We start from the raw sequence: 22,878 nt of genomic DNA, 5'->3' as shown, positions 1-22,878 counted from the left end.
TACTTATAACAACTAAATTACTTCTTGTCGTGCAATCTATTATTTATTCCAATACATCAGGTGTCCACCTTGTTCCAATATCGTTAGTTGGAAGTCGTTTTGTCTTGTATACAAAAGCCACACTATACCGTGCTCTCGTCACTGCAACATAAAACTTAGAAAGACTTTCATCCTTCATGTCTTTGGACTTTCCTGACAACCAATCCAGCATTGGTTTCGTCGGGTATATCAAGACTCTATTAAAAGTAAGTCCCTTGGACAATCCAAAATTCATCGTTTTTGGGATGGGATTTACCTTGGTTCTTTTATCATACCGCAACTGAACAGGATTATATATATCTACATATTTATCAATATCATTCTCGTGAACCCAAAATATTCCATCATGTCCCGTTTTTTCATTCATGGCAGAATCGCATGGCTTCATATCAGGATACATCTGATTTGCAAGATCACATATAATCTGATTATTTCTATGAGATGTCGATAATGTTGTGGTATCAATATTCATTCCGGCAATATTATCCTGCACAAAAATCACTATTTTCCCACCTGCATATTTTTTATATTTTGCTTCATAATGAGTTCGATACGTCGTCTGACGAGGATCTCCTACTAAAGTCATGTTGCAACCAACCTCATGCAACTTTTTTATAACTTCTAAATCATATCCAACAAAATCTTGTATTTCATCTACAAAAACATAAGAAAAAATTTTTCGTATTCTGCGAAATACACATCCATTCGATAATTCGTCCAAAACACAGGGCAATTTTGAAATCATATTTGAATATACATTACCGGAAGCCGTGACATATTTTTTCTCATTTGTATCCTTTAGTCTCAACAAATTTTTATCTGCCTTATTCACTAATAACACACCGGATACCCTATTATTTATAAGATAGCTTTGGTAAGGTCGTATACCATGCTTGATTAGCAGCAAAAACCACGGCATAATAGTTACATTAGATGGAATACAACCATTTATTTCGTAAAATTTGTCTCTAATGCTTTGTTCATTAGCATCGGTATAAGTTGTTATCAAAACATTTTCAGAAATCTCCAATGCCTTTTTTACAAGAAATGTTGTTTTTCCTGCCCCTGCCGCCGCAATAATTAGACTACTCATTTTTTATCGCCCTCATTATATACTCAGGATATTTAATTTTCGTAGCCGATTCAAAAATTGCTATGGCACAATCCGTCTTATGAGCGTGCATATATTTGTGCATCTCATCATCCGTATCGTAGTTAGTTCCAAAAATATTGTTCATTGCTTCTCGTCCATTTTCTTTTAATATTTTCGGCTCTAAGGTATTATAATTAAAATCCTTATCTGACAGTTTCAAATCACCTGTATCCACTACCTCATCAACACATATATGAATACATTGTATTTCTTCATATTCTTTGTACTTTTTCTTAACAGCTTCAATATTTCCATCATTATCCGTAACAACAGCTGTTTCTTTGTTTAGTGTCTGTGCAATTTCAAGATACCGCTTAAATGTCACCCCACCTACGGTCATTACATCTATTCCATCTTGGATAGGAAGCCGCCCCTCATGAGTATCCATATATGCCCGCTGAACAACCAGCTCATCTGAATCGCCCTCTACTAAGATTGATTTTTTACAAAGAATCAATCGCAGTGTATCATAACCTGCCACTTTTTTGAAAAATTCAAAAGTTTCCTTTTTGAGCGATTGCATCGAGCAACAATTATCGCCTGAAAGCAAAATTAAATTTTCCAGTCCGAGTTTATTAGCGACAAAGCTACTATGCGTTGATGCTATAATTTGTCTACCAGATGCAGCCTTTTCAATAACTCCCATTAGTTCGCTTAATCGGGAAAAAGACAAATGACTTTCAGGTTCTTCAATCAAAATAATACTTGCTTTTTCTGCCTGTTTATGACTTAAAGCTAATTGTGTTTTTATGATACATTGTGCACCTTTTCCAGCATGAGCAAACGGGATTCCATCCACCTGCGTAACCAAACTTGACTCCCAAGAATTTTGAACTCCCTGATCGGCACTCAATGATAATTTTCCATTCATAACAGTAGACGCTGCACTAATTTTCTCATTGATTGACTGAATTGCTTCATTTTGTGCAAACTCATCTATCATATTTCTATGGGCTTGTGTTATTGCTGTTATGTCCTCTGGTTCAAGGAAATCCTTTACTACTCTGGAAATATATACATCAGACCCATTTTGGTATCTGTAATTTGACGAATCAATCATTACAGACTTTATTGGTATGAATCTGGGCATTTTTTCATCTCGGCTAAAAGAAAACCATTTAGCTTCATAAAATTCAATAGGCAAACTTATAATTTTTTCTGTTTTCAGCAAACTTTCATATTCTGAATTAAATTTATCAGAAAAACTAATTGTGAATCTGATTCCCTCTATACCATCACTTTTTTCGGAATTACCATTTCCTTCATATTCAGGCAATGTTCCACTTTTGAAATATAACTCAATCATTATTTCTGGAGGTGCAATCGGCTGTCCATTTTCCACTGATGCCAGGTATTCCTCAACTGCTTCTCTATTAAATAAATATGTTGATAGCTGATTTCTAATATTTCGACCAGCATACATACCCGTTAAAGCCACATGAATGGCTTCAAGAATAGTAGATTTTCCAGATTCATTATCACCAACCAGAAGATTGATATTTTCATTAAATTTTACTTCAAACGGATTTTTAAACTTCTTAAAATTTTGAATGATTACCTTCTCAATAGCCATTCGTAGCCTCCTATCTTCGATTTTACTCTACCCCTAACGCCTTAAACACTGCATCTTCCGCACTCTGATACGGAATCAGCTGAAATGCACTCATCAGATCAGCTGGAACACTTGCAAAATCAACAAACGATGTACTTGGAATCAGCACCTTCTTTGCGCCGCTATCCAGACACACCTGAAGTGTATTGGCAAGTTCATCCACCTTTATCATTGTGCCACTAATTGTTATATCTCCCAACACTGCCAAGTTGCTGACAACAGGCTTTCCAAGAGCAATCGAACAAAGTGCTATCAATGTTGGAAGTGCCAATTTGTCTGTCATACCGATACCCTGCAAATCCTGATAATTGATGATGTAATCCTTGGTCGAGGTGCTGATAGAGCCACTGATCCGATTGCCGTTGGCTTTCAGATAATTAAATGCCGTGTTCACCGCTTCCTTGCATTTAGAATCACTGCCTAAGCCAGTCCGTTCAATTTTGCCATTGCCTGGAAGCATCTGACTTTCCAAACGGAATACACCAATCATGCCACTTTTTCCTCTGGATACGGTATAAACCTGTCCCGGATTACACATTCCATCCGGTATCAGCTTACCACCACCCTGTTCTGGTACGGAAACATAATGTTCTGACATATCTTCTAGATCTATATAAGAGAAGTTCACATCATAAAACTCCATACCACCCAGCTTCTTCAATTGCTCCTTGACACGGCGACGCATTTCCAATGCAATCTGAATAATTTCTTCCAGTTCTTCTTTGGTAAACTCACCATTTGGGTACATCAACTTCAGATAACCGTCTATCATACGACGAACCGCAATTGTATCACGCTGATTCAGATTTCTCCCCAGACGGAAGTAGTGATCAAGTGCATCTCCATACTGCTCCTTGCGAAGCTCTCGGATGAACTCTGCCAAATAGTCACTGATAAAACCATAATCATTAGTAAAATGCTCCGGTCTGAACTTCGGTATCTCCCATCCTGGAAGATAACAGTGCATACGATCAAGAAATGCTGTATCTGTTCCCATTTCCTGCGGGAAAGGTGCAAACAGACTGGATGTTTTCAACAGCACGTCCACACTCTGATTGATATTTCCCACAAATACCATGGACGCAGTAGCAGCTTTTTCTTCTTTGCCACGGGCAAAAGAGCCGGATGCCATGTAATCCTTCATAATCTGAATGCCATCTTTATCTTTAAACTTGATACCTGCCACTTCATCAAAGGCTACACAGTCCCATAAGCCGACCAGTCCGACCGTTTTGCGTCCCATATTGTAAAACAGGTTTGCAACCGTCGTCTGTCCACCGGAAATCAAAATACTGTTTGGTGAAATCTCTTTGTAAAGATGAGATTTACCGGTGCTTCTCGGTCCAAGCTCACAAAGATTAAAGTTATTCTCAACTAATGGAATCATACGGGTCAAGAGCAACCATTTCTCACGGTATGTAAATTCATCCGGTTCCATTCCGATAGAACGAAGAAGGATATCCAACCATTCATCTTTCGTAAAAGCTTTTCGTCCCTGCTTCAGTTCATCAATATCAATGTGCGGCATCTGGATCGGTGTCAGCTTACGGATACTGATTGGTGAAATATCTTTCTGCTTTTTCTGTTTGGAACGAAGTGGATTTCCATCAATATCCTCAATGCCAAAATTATTGTCGCCTTCAACCTCATAATCCAGCTGAACAATACACCAGATACCGCCGCAGAGCAGGCGATCAAATTTTTCTGGATATTCATCGGCAATCGGTACATTACCAATGCCCAAATTAGAAAACTCTGCAAAAAAGCAATCCTTTTTCATATCCAGTCGAACAGTCACCATATCAATGATTGTGTAACTGCCTTTTTTACGCAGCTGAGACAGAATTTTCTGTGATTCATCCGGGCGTACAAAGTTGTCAGCAAGAATACGCTTCACATTCTGTACGCCTTTCTCTATAACCGTCTCATCATCTGAACTGCAATACTGTCCCAACAAGAACTCAAGAACATACACTGGGACATTCGCCCCTTCTTTAATTTTCTTTGTCAGGTCTTTCCGAACAATCTTACCGTCAAAGTTCTGACGGAGCTTGTTCTTTATTTCTTCACGGGTACTTTCACCCTCTGCAAATTGCTCCATCTTTCTCTCCTCCTGCGGCATTAACTAAAAAAATCAAACTCGTCCACCGCAAAGGCGATGTCAATCTGGAATGGCTCCCGCTGTGGCAGCTGTAATCCCTGTTCATCTGCAATTACCAGATAATAAGTAGCGGTATTGCTGTATTTTAAAGATTTTAGATTAAACTGACAACGGAAAGTTCTTTCTGCACCGTTATCGCTGGTCTTATCTGCAATAATCTTCTGAATATCACTAATCTGTTTGCCGTCCTCATCTGTAAAATAAACTTGATAGGTTGCTGCTTCACGATTTGTACTGACCGCATCTTTTTGATAGAAGTTCAACGAAAAAATCATATTGCTGATCTTACGGTTTGCGGACAGTAAATTAACCGTTACCGGCTTAGTATCATATTTCTGCTTATTTCGCTTATATTCCATAGAATCGTTGCGGAGATAATGATACTCAATCACTGGAACAACCATTTCCTGCAAACTGATACCACCATGCACAAAATTCATACCGCCGCCATTCATTTTGATACGAATACTTTCTCTCGGTGCAAATCCATCAAATTCCGTATTTCCGCCCAGGAATTTTACAGGCATCAAGTAATCTGGTTGCACACCTTTCTGCATAATTGCATATCTTCTGCCATATTCTACACATCGCTTGATACTTTCTTTTTTTGTAATGTCAGAGTTTGTTACATCCACATCAAAAAATCCTCTTTTATCTACTTTGTCCTCTTCCTTCAAAGGACTGTATGTATAAAGAAATCCATGATCTGCCGTAATTAAAATATTCGTTCCACCAAATTCATTTACGATAATACGCACAAGATTCTTCAATTCTGAAATCGCCTTGTCACAGGCAGCAAAAACAGCAGTATCCGAAGTGTGGCTGGCTTCATCTATGGTATCGTGGTAAATATAGACCACATCCATCCCTTTCACCAAAGCACTTCTTTCCGCTCGTTTCATAGCAATGATGTCATTATACTTTAAAGCCACGCTTGCCGAATCTTCTGTTTTCAGAACCTTATCCCTATAAGTACTTGCCGTAGACTGTCCATCTGCCAAAACCGTCAAAATATCGTTCCGAACCTCTACTGTCAGTTCTTTGTGCGGCAACAAAGCTGCCATACCAAACTTTGTAGTAGAAGGAAAGATGCTCTGCATACTGCTGATAGAAACCTTACTTTGCGTTTCTCGCTGAAGCTGATCTGCCATCGTAGCCGCCACTTCATAACGCATGGCATCTGAGATAATTACAAATACTTTCGTATCTGAGGTTTGGATACGGGAACGGTAAAAATCCTCCTGTTGCGGTACTTCCAGAACTTTACCGTAAGTTGCCAGTTCATCCGCACATACATCCGACCAGTTGTTGCCCAACTCACCTAAGAACCAGTGTGTATAAAGTCCTTCCACCTTATCGACAACATGCTTGAACAAATCATCCAGCAGAATATTGGAAGTCTCCAAACTCTTTTGAAAACTAAGATGGAACAAACGGTAATAAGTGTCCATCTGATAGTAGCTCTCAGTATATTCTTTCCAGATACTTTTCGCTTCTGCGGTATGGAATCCGGCAGAATGTTCCTTAAAGAAACTTTGCATATTCGCCACTTGTAAGATACCGTCATAAAAATTCTCAAATGGCTCATACCATACACAAGTTCTCCGTTTTTCAACGGTATTCGTAATGGTATCCACATCAATAATATGGTCACTGATCTCTGTCATTATCTTTGTCAGAATCACTTCATTAATACACGGAAAGCACTCTGTTCCTACCAAATCTTCTACTGTCAGCTTTTCAAAACGCTGATACAGACAAGCTTCATCCTCAACATAACGTGCCACATCATATAATTGCGGAATGTTGTCACTATGAAGCCATTCAGAAATAAAATCATAGCAATATGCCTGATGTGGTATGGAAATAAAACTGTCTAGTCCGGCAAGATATTCCTGCCGCATGGTACGGGTCGCCGCGGTTAAAAGTAGATGAATTGCTAACCGCTCAAGGTCTGGTTCCTCCTCCACAAATCCGCATCCCTGACGAACCATCGCCCAAAATGCTGCGTCTGCATGATATTTTACAAAATCCTGATAAACCGTATTATTATTCAAATCCAGTCCCGCCTGGAACACACTACGGAGAATCATATTAGGCTGTGCATCTTTCAATCCACAGATTGCCGCCATGACAGCCATGTGTAACTGTGCCGGTGTTTCCGGAACTTTATTCTGTGTGCTGACTTTCAAACGACGATCTTTCGCATTGAAATAAGCACGATAATTTTTAACCTGTTTCCTCATTGCCGGATTTGATATAAGTCCCATCTCATCCATCCAAATAGAAATCAGATCCGCCCGAAACTCTTCGCTGTAAAGCTCCACATCCAGAAGCCAGTTATCATCTGGGCGGTTATAGACACACGGACTGTAAACCAGATAATTTGTGGTCAAATCATCTACTGAAAGCAGTTTTTTTACAGAAAACGCATTATTTCCTGTCAGCGCAATCACCTTTGCATTTTCCAAAACCACTTCATCCAATTTATCCTCAAATTCCTTATCTTCATCGTACCAGAAAATGATACGACGCTGATAAAACTCAGGAAGAGGTGCAGCAAACCTGCGATTTAAATCTTGTATTATTTTGTCTGTATCCATGCTGCATTATCTCCCTTCCGTATTTTTTACATAAATAGTGCTTCGTGCCGCACCCTCTTTTCTCAAATAACCATCCTTAACCATATTCAGCAAGACAGCTCTGGCTCTACGATGTTTTACATCTAAAATCTCTACTGTTTCAGCAGTAGTAATAGAGCCATTTTCCAATACATATTTATAGATTTGTTGTTCCTGTTCACTATCCGGCATTTTCTTTGTCGTATCTGGCACTGTTTCTGTTTTATCCGGCACTTCATTGCCACTATCTGGCATTTTATCAATAGTATCCGGCACTTTAATGGCGTTATTGAGGTCATTGAGGTCAACAGTGCCGTCAACCTGACCTCGATAAATATTGATACGCAAATCCACTTCGCCACCAATAAACTCCGGCTCCCGAAGTCCGGCAGCTTTCACTTTATCAATAATTCTCGGAATACCGCTTCCCCAATGCTCGATCAGATTCATGTAAGCAAACGCATGGGCAAGGGCTTCATTTCTGATTTTGGAATAACCTTCTTTCATACGCTCCATCGTTTGTCCCATTGGCAGCTTCCCAGGAGAAGTGATTTCCAATCGGTTGTCATATACCGCTACCTGTATCGTACCATGATCCAGATAACTACGATGTACCATAGCATTGATAATCAACTCACGAATGGCATCCGGTGGAATCTCATAAACATCCTGGCGATAAATTCCCACAATAGTAGCACCCAGATGAATATTTCTTAAGACAAACTGAAATGCTTCGTCTATCTGTTCCCAAAGCGGTCCGGTATATTCTCTACGATCAACAAATACCGCTTTCGTTGTACCTTTGAACACACCACATTGCGTTGCAACATGAAGGCCTCCGTTGCCTGTCAAAATTGCAAACGCATTGGATGGAAAATCTTTTCCATCACGCTCGATTAAAATTCCCCAGGAACGCAACTGCTGTCTGCCTACATCTTTAATCGATGCTTTCTGTTCCTCTGTCCGAGCATTTCTGACAGCCTGCTCTTTCATAGCTTTGCAAAGGGTATCAATATCTTCATCTGTAACATTTAACCCAGTACATAAAGCCTGATCATAGTAGCGGTTACTGCCCTCAAACAACAACTCCTTTACCATATACTCATCGGCAAGGCGGGTAGTTCCGGCAACACGGACATATACACCGCCATCTCTACCAAGGGCTTTGATATAATACGGGCGCTGTCTGCCCTCAAAAACCTCTACCACAATGACAGTCTTACCATCAACCGTCTGTAAAGTGATATCTGGGATAATTGCCGGTTCACAGCTGTCTGATACGGCATTGGCAATGGCATCCATTTTCTTGAACACATCTTCCTTGTCAAAGCCAACAACCTCTCTGGTTTTATCGGCAATTCCGAAAATGATTTTTCCGCCGGTTCCATTGGCAAAGGCAACCACAGATTTCATATATTTGAGGCTTTTCTCCGGCAGGTTCTCTTTGAACTCCACATCCTTCGATTCTCCTGCAAGAATTTCTTCTATAGTCATTGTAACACCTCGCTCTCTTTGGCAGCTATTGCCACCATTCATATTATAAAATACCCGCAGTTTTCTTATTTACCACTTTGGAAATCAGCTCATTCATCAAGTCGTTCTTAATATCAATCCACGTTTTCGTATTGTCGATAGCGAGCTGACATTTAGATTTCTGCATAATTGCAGTAATAGTCTGACGAACATAATTTTCCATTTCAATGAGTTCTTGCTTTGAGATATTGCTTCCATCACCTTCATGTAAGGATTCTGAGCGATAACGATAAAAGTCCAGCATCTTATCATGTATTCCTACAACTTCTGCATCATTCTTTCCAAGCAAAACTGCAATGCGATTGGATAACATTTGTTTTTTACCTGGTTGATTTACCGGCAAAAGTGCCATTTCTAATGCTGTCGTATACTGTTCAAATCCAGTTGGAGCATCTGTCTGCTCCAATCCCCACACAAACTCATCAATAATAGGTTTCATCATGGAATAAATTTGTAATTTATAATCTCTTAAAAACTGATTACAGCGTTCAACATCTTCTGTTGCAAGTATATATTTTCGTTCATCATAAGCATTTCTGGTACTATTCTTGCTCGTATGGTTCTGAGTATTATTTATAAAACCCAACACCTTAAATCTGTAATTGAAAAATGTTTGATATAATCCAATGTTCCCGTTTTTATATAAACGCAACAACGAAAATATTTTATGCAAATATTGTACCTCTTGCTCTTGGTAAGCTCCAATTTCATCTTCACATTGGCAAGTCTTATTCGTGATTACAGCACCCGGAACAATCTGAGGACCATCTATCAAAAATACATCTTCTTTTTTTAGGCAGATAAAGTATGAACCATTTTCATCATGTAAACGTGAGCCTATATACTCAATACATAGTTGATTTTTTCCATTTTCAATTTCTGATTTGAATGGGAAATCATCATAATAGCACTTCTCGATAGTATAACCATTTCCCAATTCAAGATTAAGTATACTTTCATCGCAATACATTATAATCGCTGTAATTTTCACAGTAACATCAATCAAAATACCACCCCCATTAACGCAAGCCCTTATCCTTCAAATATTGACCAAGACTAAGTTTCTTTTCAACTTTCCAAGCCTTATACCCATTTGTACTTCGCCCCGTCACAAACTGAGCCGCTGTTGAAGAGCTGGTAAACTCACAGTTTTTAAGAATATTACCATTCTTATCCACATACTCTGGATTGTCTCGATATGCTTTAGCGGTTTTCCCACCTCTGATATGATTTGCAAAATCCGGACTTATTTTGCCACCTGCCAGAACAGTAATTATCTTTCCATCATATTCTGCCGTTGCATATGCAACTCCTGTACGCTGTGTAAGTGTAACCATAATTTTCATGATTCTTCGTCTCCTATTTATAATTTTTTTAATACTGTATCAAATATTGCATAATTCTTCTTCACACCATCATCCAGATCAATGGAAATCATCTGGTCGGCAAGGTGATGAATCTTTTCCTCGTAAATTCTGATTTCAGTATCCTGCGCCTGCAAGGTATTCAACTTTTTGTTCAGCTTCACACGCTCGCCAGTGGAAGCATTGACCATACGCTGTTCCAAATCCGCAATAGCAGTACGATAACGAGCCTGCTGTTCATGCACATAATCGGTACGGATACGGGCAATGGTGTCCGGCTGATAGCGGTGCATATAAATCAGAGCCTTAAATCCATTCTTCTTGCCGCTGTCAAATAGCCAGTAAATCGGGCGTTTCTGATAAATCTTACAATGATCTTTATAAAAATCATTCAGAAAATAATTCCGAATCACATCTTTCGGCTGACCTTTTCCCCCCAGTGCATCGGCAATGAATTTCAGGTTTTCGTCTAAGGTATCTACACCGTAAACAGTTTTTACGAACTCCACGAATAGACCGACAATATCATCCTCAAAATATTCATCGTCGCAAATCGGGATAATGTTATCCTTATCCGCAGCAAAAGAACTATATTTGCTGTTATCCCATTCTCCACCTGCATAGACAAGACCATCCGCATCCAGAGAGTGGCGACCGAACATACAGCCAACCGCATAGGAAATGAACGAGCGAATATCTCTGCCAAGATCAGCTTTGCGGACAGTAACGTCCTTGTCCTCAACCTCTGGTGTCAGCTCATCCTGTAAACCGTAAATGTCGATGAAAATACGGTTCAATTTTTCCTCATTGGCTTTCAGCTGGTTAAAACGGTCATTGCATTCAGTCTGCCACTGGTCAAAGGCTTCCGCAATGGTAGAAACTTTGCGAAGCAGTGGATGCTTTTGAAAATCCCATGAGGTTTCAAAAGCATCCCAATCCTGCTTTGAAATACTAATATTATATTGGACTAAGGATTTAACCTGCGGATAAAAATTCATATCTTTGATAAATGGCATATTGAGTATATCTTTGATATTATTATTCATTGTCGGGTTTATAATTCTTAAAAGTGCTTGTGACACCTTGGAATTTAAAAATCCTAACACATAATCTATAATAGTTTCATCATTAAACAATATTGTTGCTGCCGCTTTATTAAATGTCAAATTTTTACCAAGTTCTCTTACGCCAAACAAAGGATTCATCGAAACAAGGGTCCATGTGATTCCTCTCCTAAAAAGGATTTCATCTTTGGGGAATCGTGCAATTTTATCTCTTTTATAATGCTGAATCGTGATTGGATCAAACTTTACTACGGTATCAATATTGCCATACCATCGCCTAAATTCACCTCCTTTAGCGTGTAACGCCCACTTCCTTGCTTCAATATCATGAGCATTCACTTCCCACAACAATTTCAAATACTTGTCATTATTACCAGTTAAAATTTGTCCATCAGAAAATGCAACTTTCTCCAATAACTCATTATCATAACAATTAGCAAACTGTTCACTAATCCAATAAGCTATCGGTTCACCTGGTATCTTTTGAAATCGTAGTTGATTAGATATATACCGTTCTTTTCCTTTAATGAAGAGTTCCTCTTTTCCAGTTTGTGTCGTCGGATCAACAAGTCTGCAATATGTACCAAGATAATTGTTCAAAAATGTGTTTCCTATTACAAAGCTGGTTGTTTGTACAATTTCTCCACCAATTTCTTCAAAGGCACGAGCTCCCAAATGCGCCATATTTATAATAGCTTTTTTAGAAATTTTCTTTCTAATATTCTCATAACTTGCAAGGAACATCCAAGCGTGTTGTGTAATCATTGCCTGACAGCCATTTTTCTTTGTCATTTGTCCGCAACGTTCAATAAACACAGCAAACAAATCACTTTTACTATCTGGGTAATCACTTTTAACATAATCAGAGAGCTTTATACTCATACCAGAGCTACCCATATACGGCGGATTTGTCACTACCACATCATACTTCTGCGCCAGTGCTTCTGCCACCTGCACCAACGGCAACAATTCTCTCAGTGCCGTCTCACGGGACATATTTATATCTTCCGTAATCTCTGCAAAACGGTCATACAGTGTAGACCAATCCTGCGGTGTTACGGTCAGAATCGAGCCGTATTCTTTTGCATCATGCAATTCTTTAATGATGGTATCCATAGCTGTCGTGAGCTTTGCATCCCCATTGCAGAAATAGTCCACGGCAAATTCATCTACATGATTGCTCTCTACAATAGCATACACATGGGGCTGAATGCCACGGCTGAAGAAGCGTCGGTCATACTGACGGGCTTTCATCATTACCGCAAAGTAAGCCAGCTGTGTTGCACGGTCATCAATATCCAGACCATAAATATTGTTCTCTACAATGCTTGCCACTGCTTCACGGGTGGTATAACCGTAAGATTCATATATCTTCATCAGCACATCAAACATATACGCAAGAATATGACCGGAACCGGAACATGGATCAATAACTTTCAGCTGATCCGGTGTCAGCGCGGCGTATTCCTTGCGAATCTCGGCAAGCTGTGCCTGCACTTCCGGCTCCTGCTCAGCTTCTTCCAGATAGTAGTGCCATTTGGTATCTTCCGGATCACGGTTTCCGGCAGCATAGGCAGACTGTTCTTCCTCGGTAGGAAGAAGCTGCTCTTTCACATCCGGATGTCCCTCCAGCCATAAACGACCAAGACTGTTCTCTACCATGTAGCGAACAATCCAGTCTGGTGTGAAAAGCTGAGTTGCTGCGGGGATGTTTTCTTTTGTGATTTTCACATTCTTTTTCAGTGCTGCGAAAACGTCATCCTTTTTCTCACTGTTATAATACTGATACAGCCAGCCGATGATCTGGACAGCATCCTTCCAGTCATCCTCCGGTATCAACTCGATCATCTGCTGAATGACACTGCCTTCACGGAGCAGATTGTCCGGCAGAAGAAGCTCGGTGTAGTCCGCAATCTTCTGGAACATTCCCGGCAGAATCTTATTCAAGGCGTTACACTGCACGATCAGCAGATATTTATACAGTTCTTCGGTCTTTTCGGCATCTTTCAGTTCATAGACCTTTTCCATATCCAATCCATCCAAATCCAGATGAATGGCTTCGGTTATAATCTGCGGCTTAAAGTTGTTTTCCTCGTCCGTGAATACACGCACATGGGAAGGAATGTAACCGTTGACTTCCATAAATCGTAGAGCAGAGAAGCGGTTGAACCAAGTGTAGGCAACCTCCTCCATGACCTGCTTATAGCCTTTATCGTTAATCTCGGCAATCAAAGCCTGACGTTGTTTCTTTTCATCAGCAGTGAGGACTTTGCCGCCAACGCTGTCCGCATTGGCGGCCTCGATATTATCCTCTGTGATACCGTATTCCACGCCTTTTAGGGAAACACGGGCGATCAGCTCTGTTCTTGCCCAGACAGCAAATTTTTTAATCGCATTCTTATCCATACTCGTCTCTCCTCGTTAGTTCAGCTTGATCTCATCGCAATTTTTCAAGAGTTGCTTCAGCTGAGAACGAATCTTCTCTACATAATCATCAATGTCTTCATCCGTTTGTAAGGTCTTTGCCTGGAATACAACCTGTCGGTTATAAGCACGGACAACCTTTTTCTTTGCCGGAGCAGTTTCTTTTCCTGGCTGTGTCGGCTGTACCTGCGGCTTCGGTGCAGGCGGAGCCAGAACTGACTCGATATTGCTGATAGTATCATCCTTGTACTGGCACATCGGCAAGAACATAGCATCCAGAAGGGCAAGGCTCTTTAATTCTGCGATTTTCTCCTTGCACTGACTGAAATACCGATCCGATTTTTCAATCAGATGGGATGCCTTGGAATCGCCGTTTGCAGCAGTATGGGTCGCTTCCATACACTGACGAACCGTTTCCAGAACCTCAGCACGTTTTTCTTCCAGCATCTTGTCATGGGCGGTGCGAACCGTATCCATCAACGGATTCAGTTCACGAATCCGGTTATAGTTGAACTTGCTTCCGGTCTGAACCATCGTAATCAATCGAATAGTATTCAGTGCCTTATGTGCTTCCTCATTTTCTGCAATCCGGTCAAGGTCATCATGCAGAGATTTTTCAAACTGCACTGCCTGGTCGAATACTGTTACCTGGGTTTTGAAGAAGTTTTCAATGCCGTTGCTCATGGCTTCTTTATTGTTGAAAAGAGCATCCTCTTTTTTCAGCACACGCTCAATCAGGGCAATATTGTCTTTCTTCTGAGAAAGAACATCATCCATCAGATGAATAGCTTCCTGCACTAATGCACGATCCGGGTATTTATGTCCGTCATAACAAGCATCCAAAGAAGCATAGTAATCACGCTGCTCGGTAAACTTCTCCGTCACAAAGCGAATCAGACCATCTTCATCATCCGGCACATCCATAATGTCGAAATACTCTCGGAGCATCGCTTTTACATCACGCATCATCGTAGCAGAAATGTTTTTACGCTTGCTGATGGAAGTCTTGCCGATCTCACTCTTTTTGCGGAGCATATCCGGCAACTTCGGGTCATCCGGCTGAATGGTATTGCCTGCATACTTGATGGTTACTTTCTGGGAATAAATCAGTTGTGCCGCAACCGCAGCAATATCGATTTCTTTCCATCCATACGGAATCGCACTGTATTTGCTTTGCACATCTGCCATAGAAGTCGGCAACTTTTTCACATCCTGCATTTCCAGATATTCTTCCATAGCAGAAGCAGCATCACGGTTCGGTTCCATGCCCGGAAGTGCCGTTACCGCACCTGTCAGAATCGCAATAATATCTACATCACTGCCTGCATTATCTGTAATCAGGTCGAGCTTGCTATATACATGGGCAACCAGATATTCAAGCGACTGGTCAATCTTGCTCTTAGCATTTCCAGCTCTGATTTCCAGATGCTCACCGTCTACATAGAACTGCGCCCCTTCAATAGCATTTTGCAATTCGCTCATGGCACTCAGCTCATATTTTCCGGCTTCGTCTTGCTGGTCACTGATAATTTTCTGCACAGTTTTTGGAAGCTGGCTTACATTTCTCTGCTTTACGTACTTACGAATCTTCATAGCAGATTCCAGAGATTCATAGTAAGGCGTATCAGCCAGAACCACGATTGCTTCATTACCTTTGGACTCCGCCATCAGACGGTAATCTGTTTTTTCAATAGCATCGGTAGCAACGGTCAGGAAACGCAGACGCATACCACCTGTTGCCACTCCAACTGTAATGCCGTCCACCATCTGATCGAAAGCAAAGTCATATTTTCCATAACGGAACTTCTTGGTTGTGAAAATATCACCGTAAATCATCTGAGCGATACGCTCTACGATAGAAGCGGTATCTACATTGGTATCCCGGATTTCACGCTGAATATCCTGTTCTTCATCCGTCAGGAAGTTATAAGTGTCTCCGGTTCTGCCGATATAGTTCTGGCTCATCAGACGGTCAAGGCATCCACGGACAGCTTCACGCATGATAATCTTATCCACACGAATATCATCTGCCATAAGGATAACGATATTGTCCAGATTGGAAGGAATATCATCAATATACCGAATCAGATACAGGAGTTTCAGTACATCTACATCCTGCTGTTCGATGCCATCACCGTTGTCGGCAGCTTTTTGGCAACGTTCAATTACACGACGAATTGAACCATCCAGAAAAGTATGTACGGTATCATAAAAACGGAAGAACGGAACAAGTGCATACTCATCCTTCTCCTGAATTTTCTGTGCAGCTTCCTGGAAACCGGACAGCATGGAACGCTCACCACCGGAAAGGTGCTTGCCGGAATTTCCGTGCTTGCGGATTTCAGCAAATACCTTCTGCATAATAATAAACTGATACGGCACGAACGGGAAGTTCTCAGTAAATTCCCTCGGACCGGAATAGCCTTTAATATCCAGAATAGAGCCATTGAAGCTGAACAGGTTACGCAGGACAGAATCATTCTGCTCATAAACGGTTTCCAAATCCATTGTTGCTTCCGGTTTCTTTTTCAGAATACGCTTCTGGATGACTTCATCCACGGAGGAAGAAGATAAGCTCAGTCTTGTTTTGAAACGAGCCTGGATACGGGAGAACTCATCGGCACGAACTTTGATGATTTCATCAATGGCTTCCTGTCCGGTGCAGATCACCCAAATCTTTCCTTCACACTCACTTCCGATTTTTTCTGTCAAAGACTGGAGGTTCAAAAGCATATCGGTGTCTGTGCCGACATACTGACCAACTTCGTCGATCATAAACAGCAGACGGAAGTTCGCTGGTTTAGTATCCACATAGGCTTTCATATCTTCCACAAGCTGAGCAATAGATATTTCTGTTGCCGTTTTATCATTGAACCATGCCTTGGCATCGTCCTCACTCATATCCAGAACTTCCATTAAAGTCGGAATAATAAACTTTCCATTGAATGCAAAGGCACGGCGCATTTCCATCCAGGACTTGCCTTTCTTTTCTTCAAAAACTCTGCGAAACTCCTCAGTTTTTCCCTGCTGGTCAATATAACGCTCCATCATGGCAACTTTCAGATTCTCACCGTAAAATCCCAGATGGTTGTAGAACATTTTGGCAAATACACGAAGAACCGCAGTCTTATCTTTATTGCTGAATCCCTCAATATCAATATTGAACAGAATTGTCTCGGTCTGTCCCTTTGTGGCACGATCAATCAGCATAAAGGTTGCCGGGTCGTCCTCAAACTTTTTACGGAAACGCTCCACACTGCGAATGCCTTTTACCTCTTTATTTTCCAAAAGGTAGGAAAGCATTTTCAGGAAGTGAGATTTACCACTTCCAAAGAAACCGGAAATCCAAACACCCATATCGGCTGTCGGCTGGTCAAAAGCATCACCGTAATAATTGAAGAACGTAATGAAATGTTTCTTCAATTCTCTGGTAATGACATATTCATTTAACTCCTGCTCGATTACATCATCAGCAGCCTGATCTACTTTAATTACACCATTGATTTTGCGGTTAATGTCATCCGCAAACATATCTCGAATCATCATGGCTTTATCCCCCTTAATCTATGACATTGAATGCCCGGTAATAATCATTTGGTGTCAGACGATTAAACAGTTTTACATGACGACCATCAAACTCACCCGGATACATAACCAAAATCGGAACATCCGAAAAATACGGTTGCAAGGCTTCCAATAACGTATGGATTCTCATAAACGGGAACACCTCGCCCACACCTGTCAGCATCAGCACATCACCCGGTTCGTGTGGCTCATACTGGATTTTATCAATGAACTCTCCATTGCCGATTGCGGAGTTAAGCTGCTCCAGAAGATAAGCACTTCCGTCAGCTTCTTCCATATCGGGAATTGCATCTGTGATGTCCATATCATCGCAGATAGAGAGAAATGTTTTATATAAATTACAAACGATCAAATGGCAATCTAAGGACTGATCAGTTTCCAGCTGATTCACAAAATGACGGACAACCATTTCATTCTCCGGTTCATAACAGAAGATTCTGATATTCACCTCATTGCTGAGTCCTTTGCCTTCCAGGAACTCCGGTTCCTGAATCAATGCCCGAACTTTGTCCAGGCGTTCTTTTATGTCACTCATTGGCTACCTCCTAAGAAAAGCAATTAAACGCCGGCAGTATCGCCATATCACCATTGCTTCTGATGGCATTCTCCAAAACAGGATGCAGCCATACTGGATTCAAATGATCTGCCCCCCGGTTGTCGAGATATTCTGTTTCAACAAGCACTCTGGCAATTATCTGTTTTAACTTTGTTATTGTAGTATCGCTCCAGGAAGCCACGGTATCATTCTGCTCCTGCAAGCGCATAAAAAATGTATTCAAATCTATCTTACCAAAAGACGTGTCCCTTAATCTGTACTTCTCGCCAATGACGGTCAGCATAAATTCCCAGACCAGTCGGCTCTGCTTCATCAACGCATACAAACAAATCTGTTTTGCCACATCCGTCGGCTGTGAAGCAATCGCAGAAACCAGAGAATCATCTTCCAGTGCCTGAAGCCGTTTGATGCAGGCTTTCGCCATGCGTGTAATAGATTTTTCCGTTGGATACTGAAAAAGATTCTGCTCTACAATTTCTTTAACAATTGCATCATCGGAATTTCCTTCTGCCATTAGCTTTGCGGTAGAACGCATTTCGTAGAAAAGGAACGGCTCTCTGGTCAAAGACGCAATATAAGGATAAGAATGATCCATGTTCCCGTACCTCCTTACTGCTCCTCTTTTTTATCAGGAACAAATTCCATGATATCTCCCACATCACAATTCAAAGCAGAACATATCTTTGACAGAATCTCTGTACTTACATTTTCATCTTTTGATAATCGAGACATCGTTGTTGTACTAACTCCTGTCATTGCACGCAAATCTTTCTTCATCATTTCTTTATCAATTAACAATTTCCACAATTTCTTGTAACTAACTGCCATTTTTTCACCTCAATCTTATTTGCTTGAAATATCTGTTCACATGGTATTTATCATCATATCATAAAAATGCGTTTCAAACAATCTAATCTACCAAAAATCGTAATTCAATTCTGAAATATCGCATTTAAAATCACAAGAAACACATCTTAATAAGACAAGCTGAAAGTACAAGTGCCACTATATATCCGATTCCACAGAAAAATTTTATCTCGTTTATTTTCTCTGATTGCAATCTTATCCTTTTTTTCAATTTTTGCACTTCGTTCTCAGCTGTCTTTCTATTCTGTTCCGCCTGATACTTTAAACTTAACATCAGCGATAATAGACCTTTCGCTTTCAATGTCAGATTCTTATTCTTGAAATGATGATTACTCATTACCGTAAAATTCTTAGTTCTCTCTACACGAAAAATCTGTGCCATGCTCCCATCCTTCTTTCCAGTTCAAAAGGAAAAGACGCAAGCCATATCTTATGACTCACGCCTTACTTCGCTCACAATATTCTATTTTTATCAGTTACCTGCCAGATTAGTTACTGGCAATCCTTATACATAAATCAATTCTTTCAGGATAATCTCTTCTGCAATCGCTCTGTGCTGATTGGCAGCTCTTACCCATGCCATCTGATCTTTCTCCTTATCCGGCAGTGGTTCTTTTTCTTCCAACTGTTTCAGAATCACTTCTTCCCGTTCCCTGGCTGCCTTGTCCACTTCCAGAAGATGCTCTCCTATCGTATCCTGCAGAAGCATCACCTGATAGGTTGAATTTCGATGGTTTTTCAGATAATCTCTGCGAAGAAAACCATACTTGCCAAGTTGCTCCATCTGTTCACCGGATTTATAGGTGAGATTCGGGATTACTTCAAACTGTTTTACTCCACTTCCTCCAGTTCTGTTCCTTCTGGAAGAATATATCCGCAGTTATCACATACTCCATCCTCTGCAAGTATCCCGTCTTTCACAAAGGCTTCAATGCCTCCCGGTTCATGACAGTGTGGACAATCTAATTCCTGTATCTTTTTCTGATTTCTTACATCCTGGCAATTGGCAAATTCAATTTTACCCATAGTGATTCCTCCATTTTCATTCCATATCAATTTGTCTTCGCAAAAAAGTTCCTACTATACGGGAAAAATTGCTGATATTACGAATATAGGCAAAGTCTTTTCCATAGATTCTCTTTTCCACGGAGAGCTCTTCTTCATTCCCTACAAAAATACCAATTACGAAAATTCCCTGATTTCTGGCCCGACGTACCTCATATGCAGTATCTTTCACAGCTTTTTCTCCGTCATAGATCTTGGGCTGGCGGGTTCCTGGTCGTTGTATGCTCATATCACAGGGTTTTCCATCACTTAATACGATTAAAATCTTATTTTTTTCCGGTCGCTCCATGAGAGAGGAACCGACTGTTTTCAGTGCAAGCCCATCTCTGTTATTGGCATATGCACGAAATTGAAAGATTCTTTCATTTGTTTCCCTTGGTTCTTCATAATTCCGAAATCTCTGAAGAGGCAAAAGCATATCTTCTCCAGCAGAAAAATGTAATTTTTTCATCAAATACATGCCAAGTTTCTTCTGATCAAAATATCGTGCAAAGGCACCCTGCTTCACTGCCTCATACAGAACCGTTTGTTTTGAATAAACATATTTTTCTGTATCCGGTTCAAATTCCGTATCATAATCACCACTGACTGTCCAAAAAAGATTTCTGATACGATTGCTGATCTCCAGATGATGTTCTTCCAGTTGTTCCGCCGGCCATCTGACATCCTCCATACAAGTTTACCCCCATATGTCTTTTCCGGTCCAGGAAGATGGGATTCTGGTAGAAACCACATCTTCTACGATCTCTTTTTCAAATACATCAAAACTTTTATTTATGATTCCCATCTGGATTGCATCAATTGGAGAAAGTCCGCTTCTTGTTGCTTTTACAGCAGAAACCAATCCTCTCAGGTCAAGAGATTTTGTTGAGATTTCTCCATGGTAAGCTTTGATCTGCAAATCCAGAAACAGTCCTGCAAAAGCTTTCAGTGCACTTTTTTCCCCATCTGGAAAATGTTGCCTTAATACAAAAAGAACACTATCCTCATCCATTTCAGGCATATCGATTACCATAAACCTTGAAACCAATGCTTCATTTAGCTCTCTGGTACCTGCGTAACCATAATTCATCGTGCCGATAAATCGTGTTGCCGGATGAAGTAAAATCCTGTTATATCCTGGAATATTGATTCTGCGCCGATGATCCAGTGTGGCATGCAGTACAGAAACCGCATCATTTTTTGCCATATTGATTTCGTCCAGGATTCCAAATCCTCCAAATTCCGCGCATTGGTAGATGGAGCCTTTCCGAAGGCGAACCTCATTATTTATAAAGGTGTCCGTTCCAATCAGATCGGCACTGTCTGTATTTACATGAAAAGAAATATCGTATTCCGGTCTTCCGAATATCCATGCCAATGTCTCACATAGTACATTTTTCCTGTAGCTTTTGCACCGGAAAGTAACAGATTATCTCCCTGAAGAAGCGCTGCTGTTGACATTTCCAGAATCTTTTTCCCATAAAATAGGATATCCGGTTTTTCTACTCGTTCCTTTACCTGATCCTCTACCTCATAACGCATGTGAAAATCTCTCAGTTCTCCAATCAGTTCCTGCGCTACCTTCTGGTCTTCTAAATATTTTTCTATTTCTGTCCAATGACTTCTCATGAAGATTTTCCCTTCTTTGCAATTGGTTATATCAAATCAGATAATATTTCTGTTTACTCAATCGTGAACCTCACATGACTAAAGTCACGTGCTTCCGGCCGCTTTAAGCGGCAGACCAAATATCGGCGGATACGCCTGTTACTTAGATTTTGCACAGATATGTGCTTCTTCCATGCCGGATACGGCGGGTTTCCACATAACAGGTAATCCACTGCATATCTGCCTGTGTTTATGCTGCTTTACGCAGTTCCATTTCTGAAATCAGTTCTCTCAGATCTGCATAAACACATGAGGTTCTACGCTTTACTGCAGGAACTTTTGCCTCCAGCAAAGACCTTTCCGTTTCCGGCAAGGGTTTTAAAATTTCACGGATAAAATATCTTGCTCCGATATTATACGATGCCGACAAATCACAGTTGTATCTTTTTCCAGTCTGAAACGTACACAGACGATGATCCCGTGTATCACGGGCAATCTCTCCTGATCCATCAAAGGCAAGCCTGCTCGTGTTCCAGGCACAGATTCGGGAAATTCGGATTCCCTTTCTGTGTGCCTGCTGTCCGCACCGTTTCTGGATATCACGTTTTCTCCACATCTGCAGTTTCTGCTTTTTCTTCCCGGAAAGTTTTCCTTTCATTTCCAGATATTCGAAAACAATCACATCTGCCTTCTTTTCTGATGCATAAAAAACGATTTCCTTTGCAATTTTTCTGCCAAGCTCTGTATTCAGACGTTTTGCATATGCCCATCTTCCCTGCGCCTGACGCGATCCATGTTCCCGCTGAAATCTTCGGATCCGTCCCAGCGCACGGTACATCCGGTCTTTGTCACTGGAAAAGTTAATAAACTTTCTTCCCAGGATAGTTCCGTCTGGACGCATGATGGTACAGACTGCATCCGTATTGATGCCGAGATCCACACTGCAGATCGTTTGTTCTTTGACAGGTGTCCGGTTTAAAGATACCTCTTCCGCATACGTAAAACGCAGGAAATATTTGTCGTGCTTTTTCTCCAACGTTGGCGCCGAAGCTTTTTTGCCCGACCAGTGTTTTCTTAAATATTCCATATCCGTATGTTTCAGCCGCACAGCAAACCATTTCCAGTCATGGCCATCGTACAGTTTTAAAAAGGCCGCATCTTTCTCTTCTGTGTTTTCACGGTACATGATATCGTGGTAAAAAACAGGCATGGCATACTGTTCACTTTTCAGATACGGCTTTCCC

At 40.8% G+C, this 22,878-nt stretch carries 16 protein-coding genes and 2 pseudogenes; all 18 read right to left on the bottom strand.

Features of this window, described 5'->3' with window-relative positions; all coding sequences use genetic code 11:
• Positions 1–43 precede the first annotated feature (43 nt).
• Complete coding sequence (locus DXD92_RS12995) at positions 44–1,132, bottom strand: UvrD-helicase domain-containing protein (protein ID WP_055268227.1); 1,089 nt, start codon at positions 1,130–1,132, stop codon at positions 44–46.
• Positions 1,125–2,765 carry an ATP-dependent nuclease gene (locus DXD92_RS12990; protein ID WP_055268225.1) on the bottom strand — a complete coding sequence of 547 codons (1,641 nt, stop codon included), beginning with the start codon at positions 2,763–2,765 and terminating at the stop codon, positions 1,125–1,127. Before DXD92_RS12990 ends, DXD92_RS12995 begins: the two co-directional genes overlap by 8 nt.
• Positions 2,766–2,787: 22 nt before the next feature.
• Positions 2,788–4,905 (bottom strand): protease Lon-related BREX system protein BrxL, encoded by a 2,118-nt coding sequence (brxL, locus tag DXD92_RS12985; protein WP_118601700.1) that lies wholly within the window; start codon positions 4,903–4,905, stop codon positions 2,788–2,790.
• 20 nt (positions 4,906–4,925) lie between these two features.
• Positions 4,926–7,568, bottom strand: coding sequence for a BREX-1 system phosphatase PglZ type A (gene pglZ, locus DXD92_RS12980; RefSeq protein WP_118595775.1), 2,643 nt, complete (start codon positions 7,566–7,568; stop codon positions 4,926–4,928).
• Positions 7,569–7,574: 6 nt separating this feature from the next.
• A complete protein-coding gene (locus DXD92_RS12975) occupies positions 7,575–9,080 on the bottom strand; it encodes an RNA-binding domain-containing protein (protein WP_118595776.1) in 1,506 nt (501 codons plus the stop codon).
• A 43-nt stretch (positions 9,081–9,123) separates the two neighbouring features.
• A complete protein-coding gene (locus DXD92_RS12970; protein WP_118595777.1) occupies positions 9,124–10,125 on the bottom strand; it encodes a hypothetical protein in 1,002 nt (333 codons plus the stop codon).
• Between the two features lie 13 nt (positions 10,126–10,138).
• On the bottom strand, positions 10,139–10,465 hold the full coding sequence (locus DXD92_RS12965; RefSeq protein ID WP_118595778.1) for a DUF4357 domain-containing protein: 327 nt from the start codon (positions 10,463–10,465) through the stop codon (positions 10,139–10,141).
• A 17-nt stretch (positions 10,466–10,482) separates the two neighbouring features.
• A complete protein-coding gene (pglX, locus tag DXD92_RS12960) occupies positions 10,483–13,953 on the bottom strand; it encodes a BREX-1 system adenine-specific DNA-methyltransferase PglX (RefSeq protein ID WP_118595779.1) in 3,471 nt (1,156 codons plus the stop codon).
• A gap of 15 nt (positions 13,954–13,968) precedes the next feature.
• Positions 13,969–17,517 carry a BREX system P-loop protein BrxC gene (brxC, locus tag DXD92_RS12955; protein ID WP_055219000.1) on the bottom strand — a complete coding sequence of 1,183 codons (3,549 nt, stop codon included), beginning with the start codon at positions 17,515–17,517 and terminating at the stop codon, positions 13,969–13,971.
• A gap of 13 nt (positions 17,518–17,530) precedes the next feature.
• The gene (locus DXD92_RS12950) at positions 17,531–18,091 is read right to left on the bottom strand and encodes a DUF1788 domain-containing protein (protein ID WP_055219002.1); all 561 of its coding nucleotides are present in this window, start codon (positions 18,089–18,091) and stop codon (positions 17,531–17,533) included.
• 10 nt (positions 18,092–18,101) lie between these two features.
• Entirely contained in the window at positions 18,102–18,707 is a 606-nt protein-coding gene (locus DXD92_RS12945) for a DUF1819 family protein (protein ID WP_055219004.1), read from the bottom strand.
• A gap of 14 nt (positions 18,708–18,721) precedes the next feature.
• The gene (locus tag DXD92_RS12940) at positions 18,722–18,940 is read right to left on the bottom strand and encodes a helix-turn-helix domain-containing protein (RefSeq protein WP_002578407.1); all 219 of its coding nucleotides are present in this window, start codon (positions 18,938–18,940) and stop codon (positions 18,722–18,724) included.
• A gap of 301 nt (positions 18,941–19,241) precedes the next feature.
• Positions 19,242–19,361: pseudogene (locus DXD92_RS12935) on the bottom strand (helix-turn-helix domain-containing protein); the annotation flags it as partial.
• A gap of 123 nt (positions 19,362–19,484) precedes the next feature.
• Positions 19,485–19,853: a TnpV protein gene (locus DXD92_RS12930; protein WP_118595780.1), complete on the bottom strand. Its 369-nt coding sequence runs from the start codon at positions 19,851–19,853 to the stop codon at positions 19,485–19,487.
• Positions 19,811–20,005 carry a hypothetical protein gene (locus DXD92_RS12925; protein WP_118247149.1) on the bottom strand — a complete coding sequence of 65 codons (195 nt, stop codon included), beginning with the start codon at positions 20,003–20,005 and terminating at the stop codon, positions 19,811–19,813. The genes DXD92_RS12930 and DXD92_RS12925 overlap by 43 nt, the downstream gene beginning before the upstream one ends.
• 16 nt (positions 20,006–20,021) lie before the next feature.
• The gene (locus tag DXD92_RS12920; protein ID WP_243037621.1) at positions 20,022–20,504 is read right to left on the bottom strand and encodes a cobaltochelatase CobT-related protein; all 483 of its coding nucleotides are present in this window, start codon (positions 20,502–20,504) and stop codon (positions 20,022–20,024) included.
• 219 nt (positions 20,505–20,723) lie between these two features.
• A pseudogene (locus DXD92_RS19530) lies at positions 20,724–21,655 on the bottom strand (AAA family ATPase).
• 229 nt (positions 21,656–21,884) lie between these two features.
• A partial coding sequence (locus tag DXD92_RS12910) for a transposase (protein WP_243104901.1) occupies positions 21,885–22,878 on the bottom strand: 994 nt, incomplete at its 5' end.

It is taken from the genome of Blautia sp. TM10-2 (genome assembly GCF_003480845.1).
GTDB lineage: Bacteria > Bacillota > Clostridia > Lachnospirales > Lachnospiraceae > Fusicatenibacter > Fusicatenibacter saccharivorans.
This window is presented reverse-complemented; position numbering and strand designations above follow the sequence as displayed.

Excerpts from the sequence above, each read along its gene's own strand:
- DXD92_RS12990 (WP_055268225.1), bottom strand. The coding sequence starts at position 2,765 with ATGGCTATTGAGAAGGTAATCATTCAAAATTTTAAGAAGTTTAAAAAT.
- DXD92_RS12950 (WP_055219002.1), bottom strand. The coding sequence starts at position 18,091 with ATGAGTGACATAAAAGAACGCCTGGACAAAGTTCGGGCATTGATTCAG.
- DXD92_RS12945 (WP_055219004.1), bottom strand. The coding sequence starts at position 18,707 with ATGGATCATTCTTATCCTTATATTGCGTCTTTGACCAGAGAGCCGTTC.
- pglZ (WP_118595775.1), bottom strand. The coding sequence starts at position 7,568 with ATGGATACAGACAAAATAATACAAGATTTAAATCGCAGGTTTGCTGCA.
- DXD92_RS12995 (WP_055268227.1), bottom strand. The coding sequence starts at position 1,132 with ATGAGTAGTCTAATTATTGCGGCGGCAGGGGCAGGAAAAACAACATTT.
- DXD92_RS12940 (WP_002578407.1), bottom strand. The coding sequence starts at position 18,940 with ATGGCAGTTAGTTACAAGAAATTGTGGAAATTGTTAATTGATAAAGAA.
- brxL (WP_118601700.1), bottom strand. The coding sequence starts at position 4,905 with ATGGAGCAATTTGCAGAGGGTGAAAGTACCCGTGAAGAAATAAAGAAC.
- DXD92_RS12920 (WP_243037621.1), bottom strand. The coding sequence starts at position 20,504 with ATGTATTTGATGAAAAAATTACATTTTTCTGCTGGAGAAGATATGCTT.
- DXD92_RS12925 (WP_118247149.1), bottom strand. The coding sequence starts at position 20,005 with ATGGGTAAAATTGAATTTGCCAATTGCCAGGATGTAAGAAATCAGAAA.
- DXD92_RS12975 (WP_118595776.1), bottom strand. The coding sequence starts at position 9,080 with ATGACTATAGAAGAAATTCTTGCAGGAGAATCGAAGGATGTGGAGTTC.
- DXD92_RS12965 (WP_118595778.1), bottom strand. The coding sequence starts at position 10,465 with ATGAAAATTATGGTTACACTTACACAGCGTACAGGAGTTGCATATGCA.
- pglX (WP_118595779.1), bottom strand. The coding sequence starts at position 13,953 with ATGGATAAGAATGCGATTAAAAAATTTGCTGTCTGGGCAAGAACAGAG.
- brxC (WP_055219000.1), bottom strand. The coding sequence starts at position 17,517 with ATGATGATTCGAGATATGTTTGCGGATGACATTAACCGCAAAATCAAT.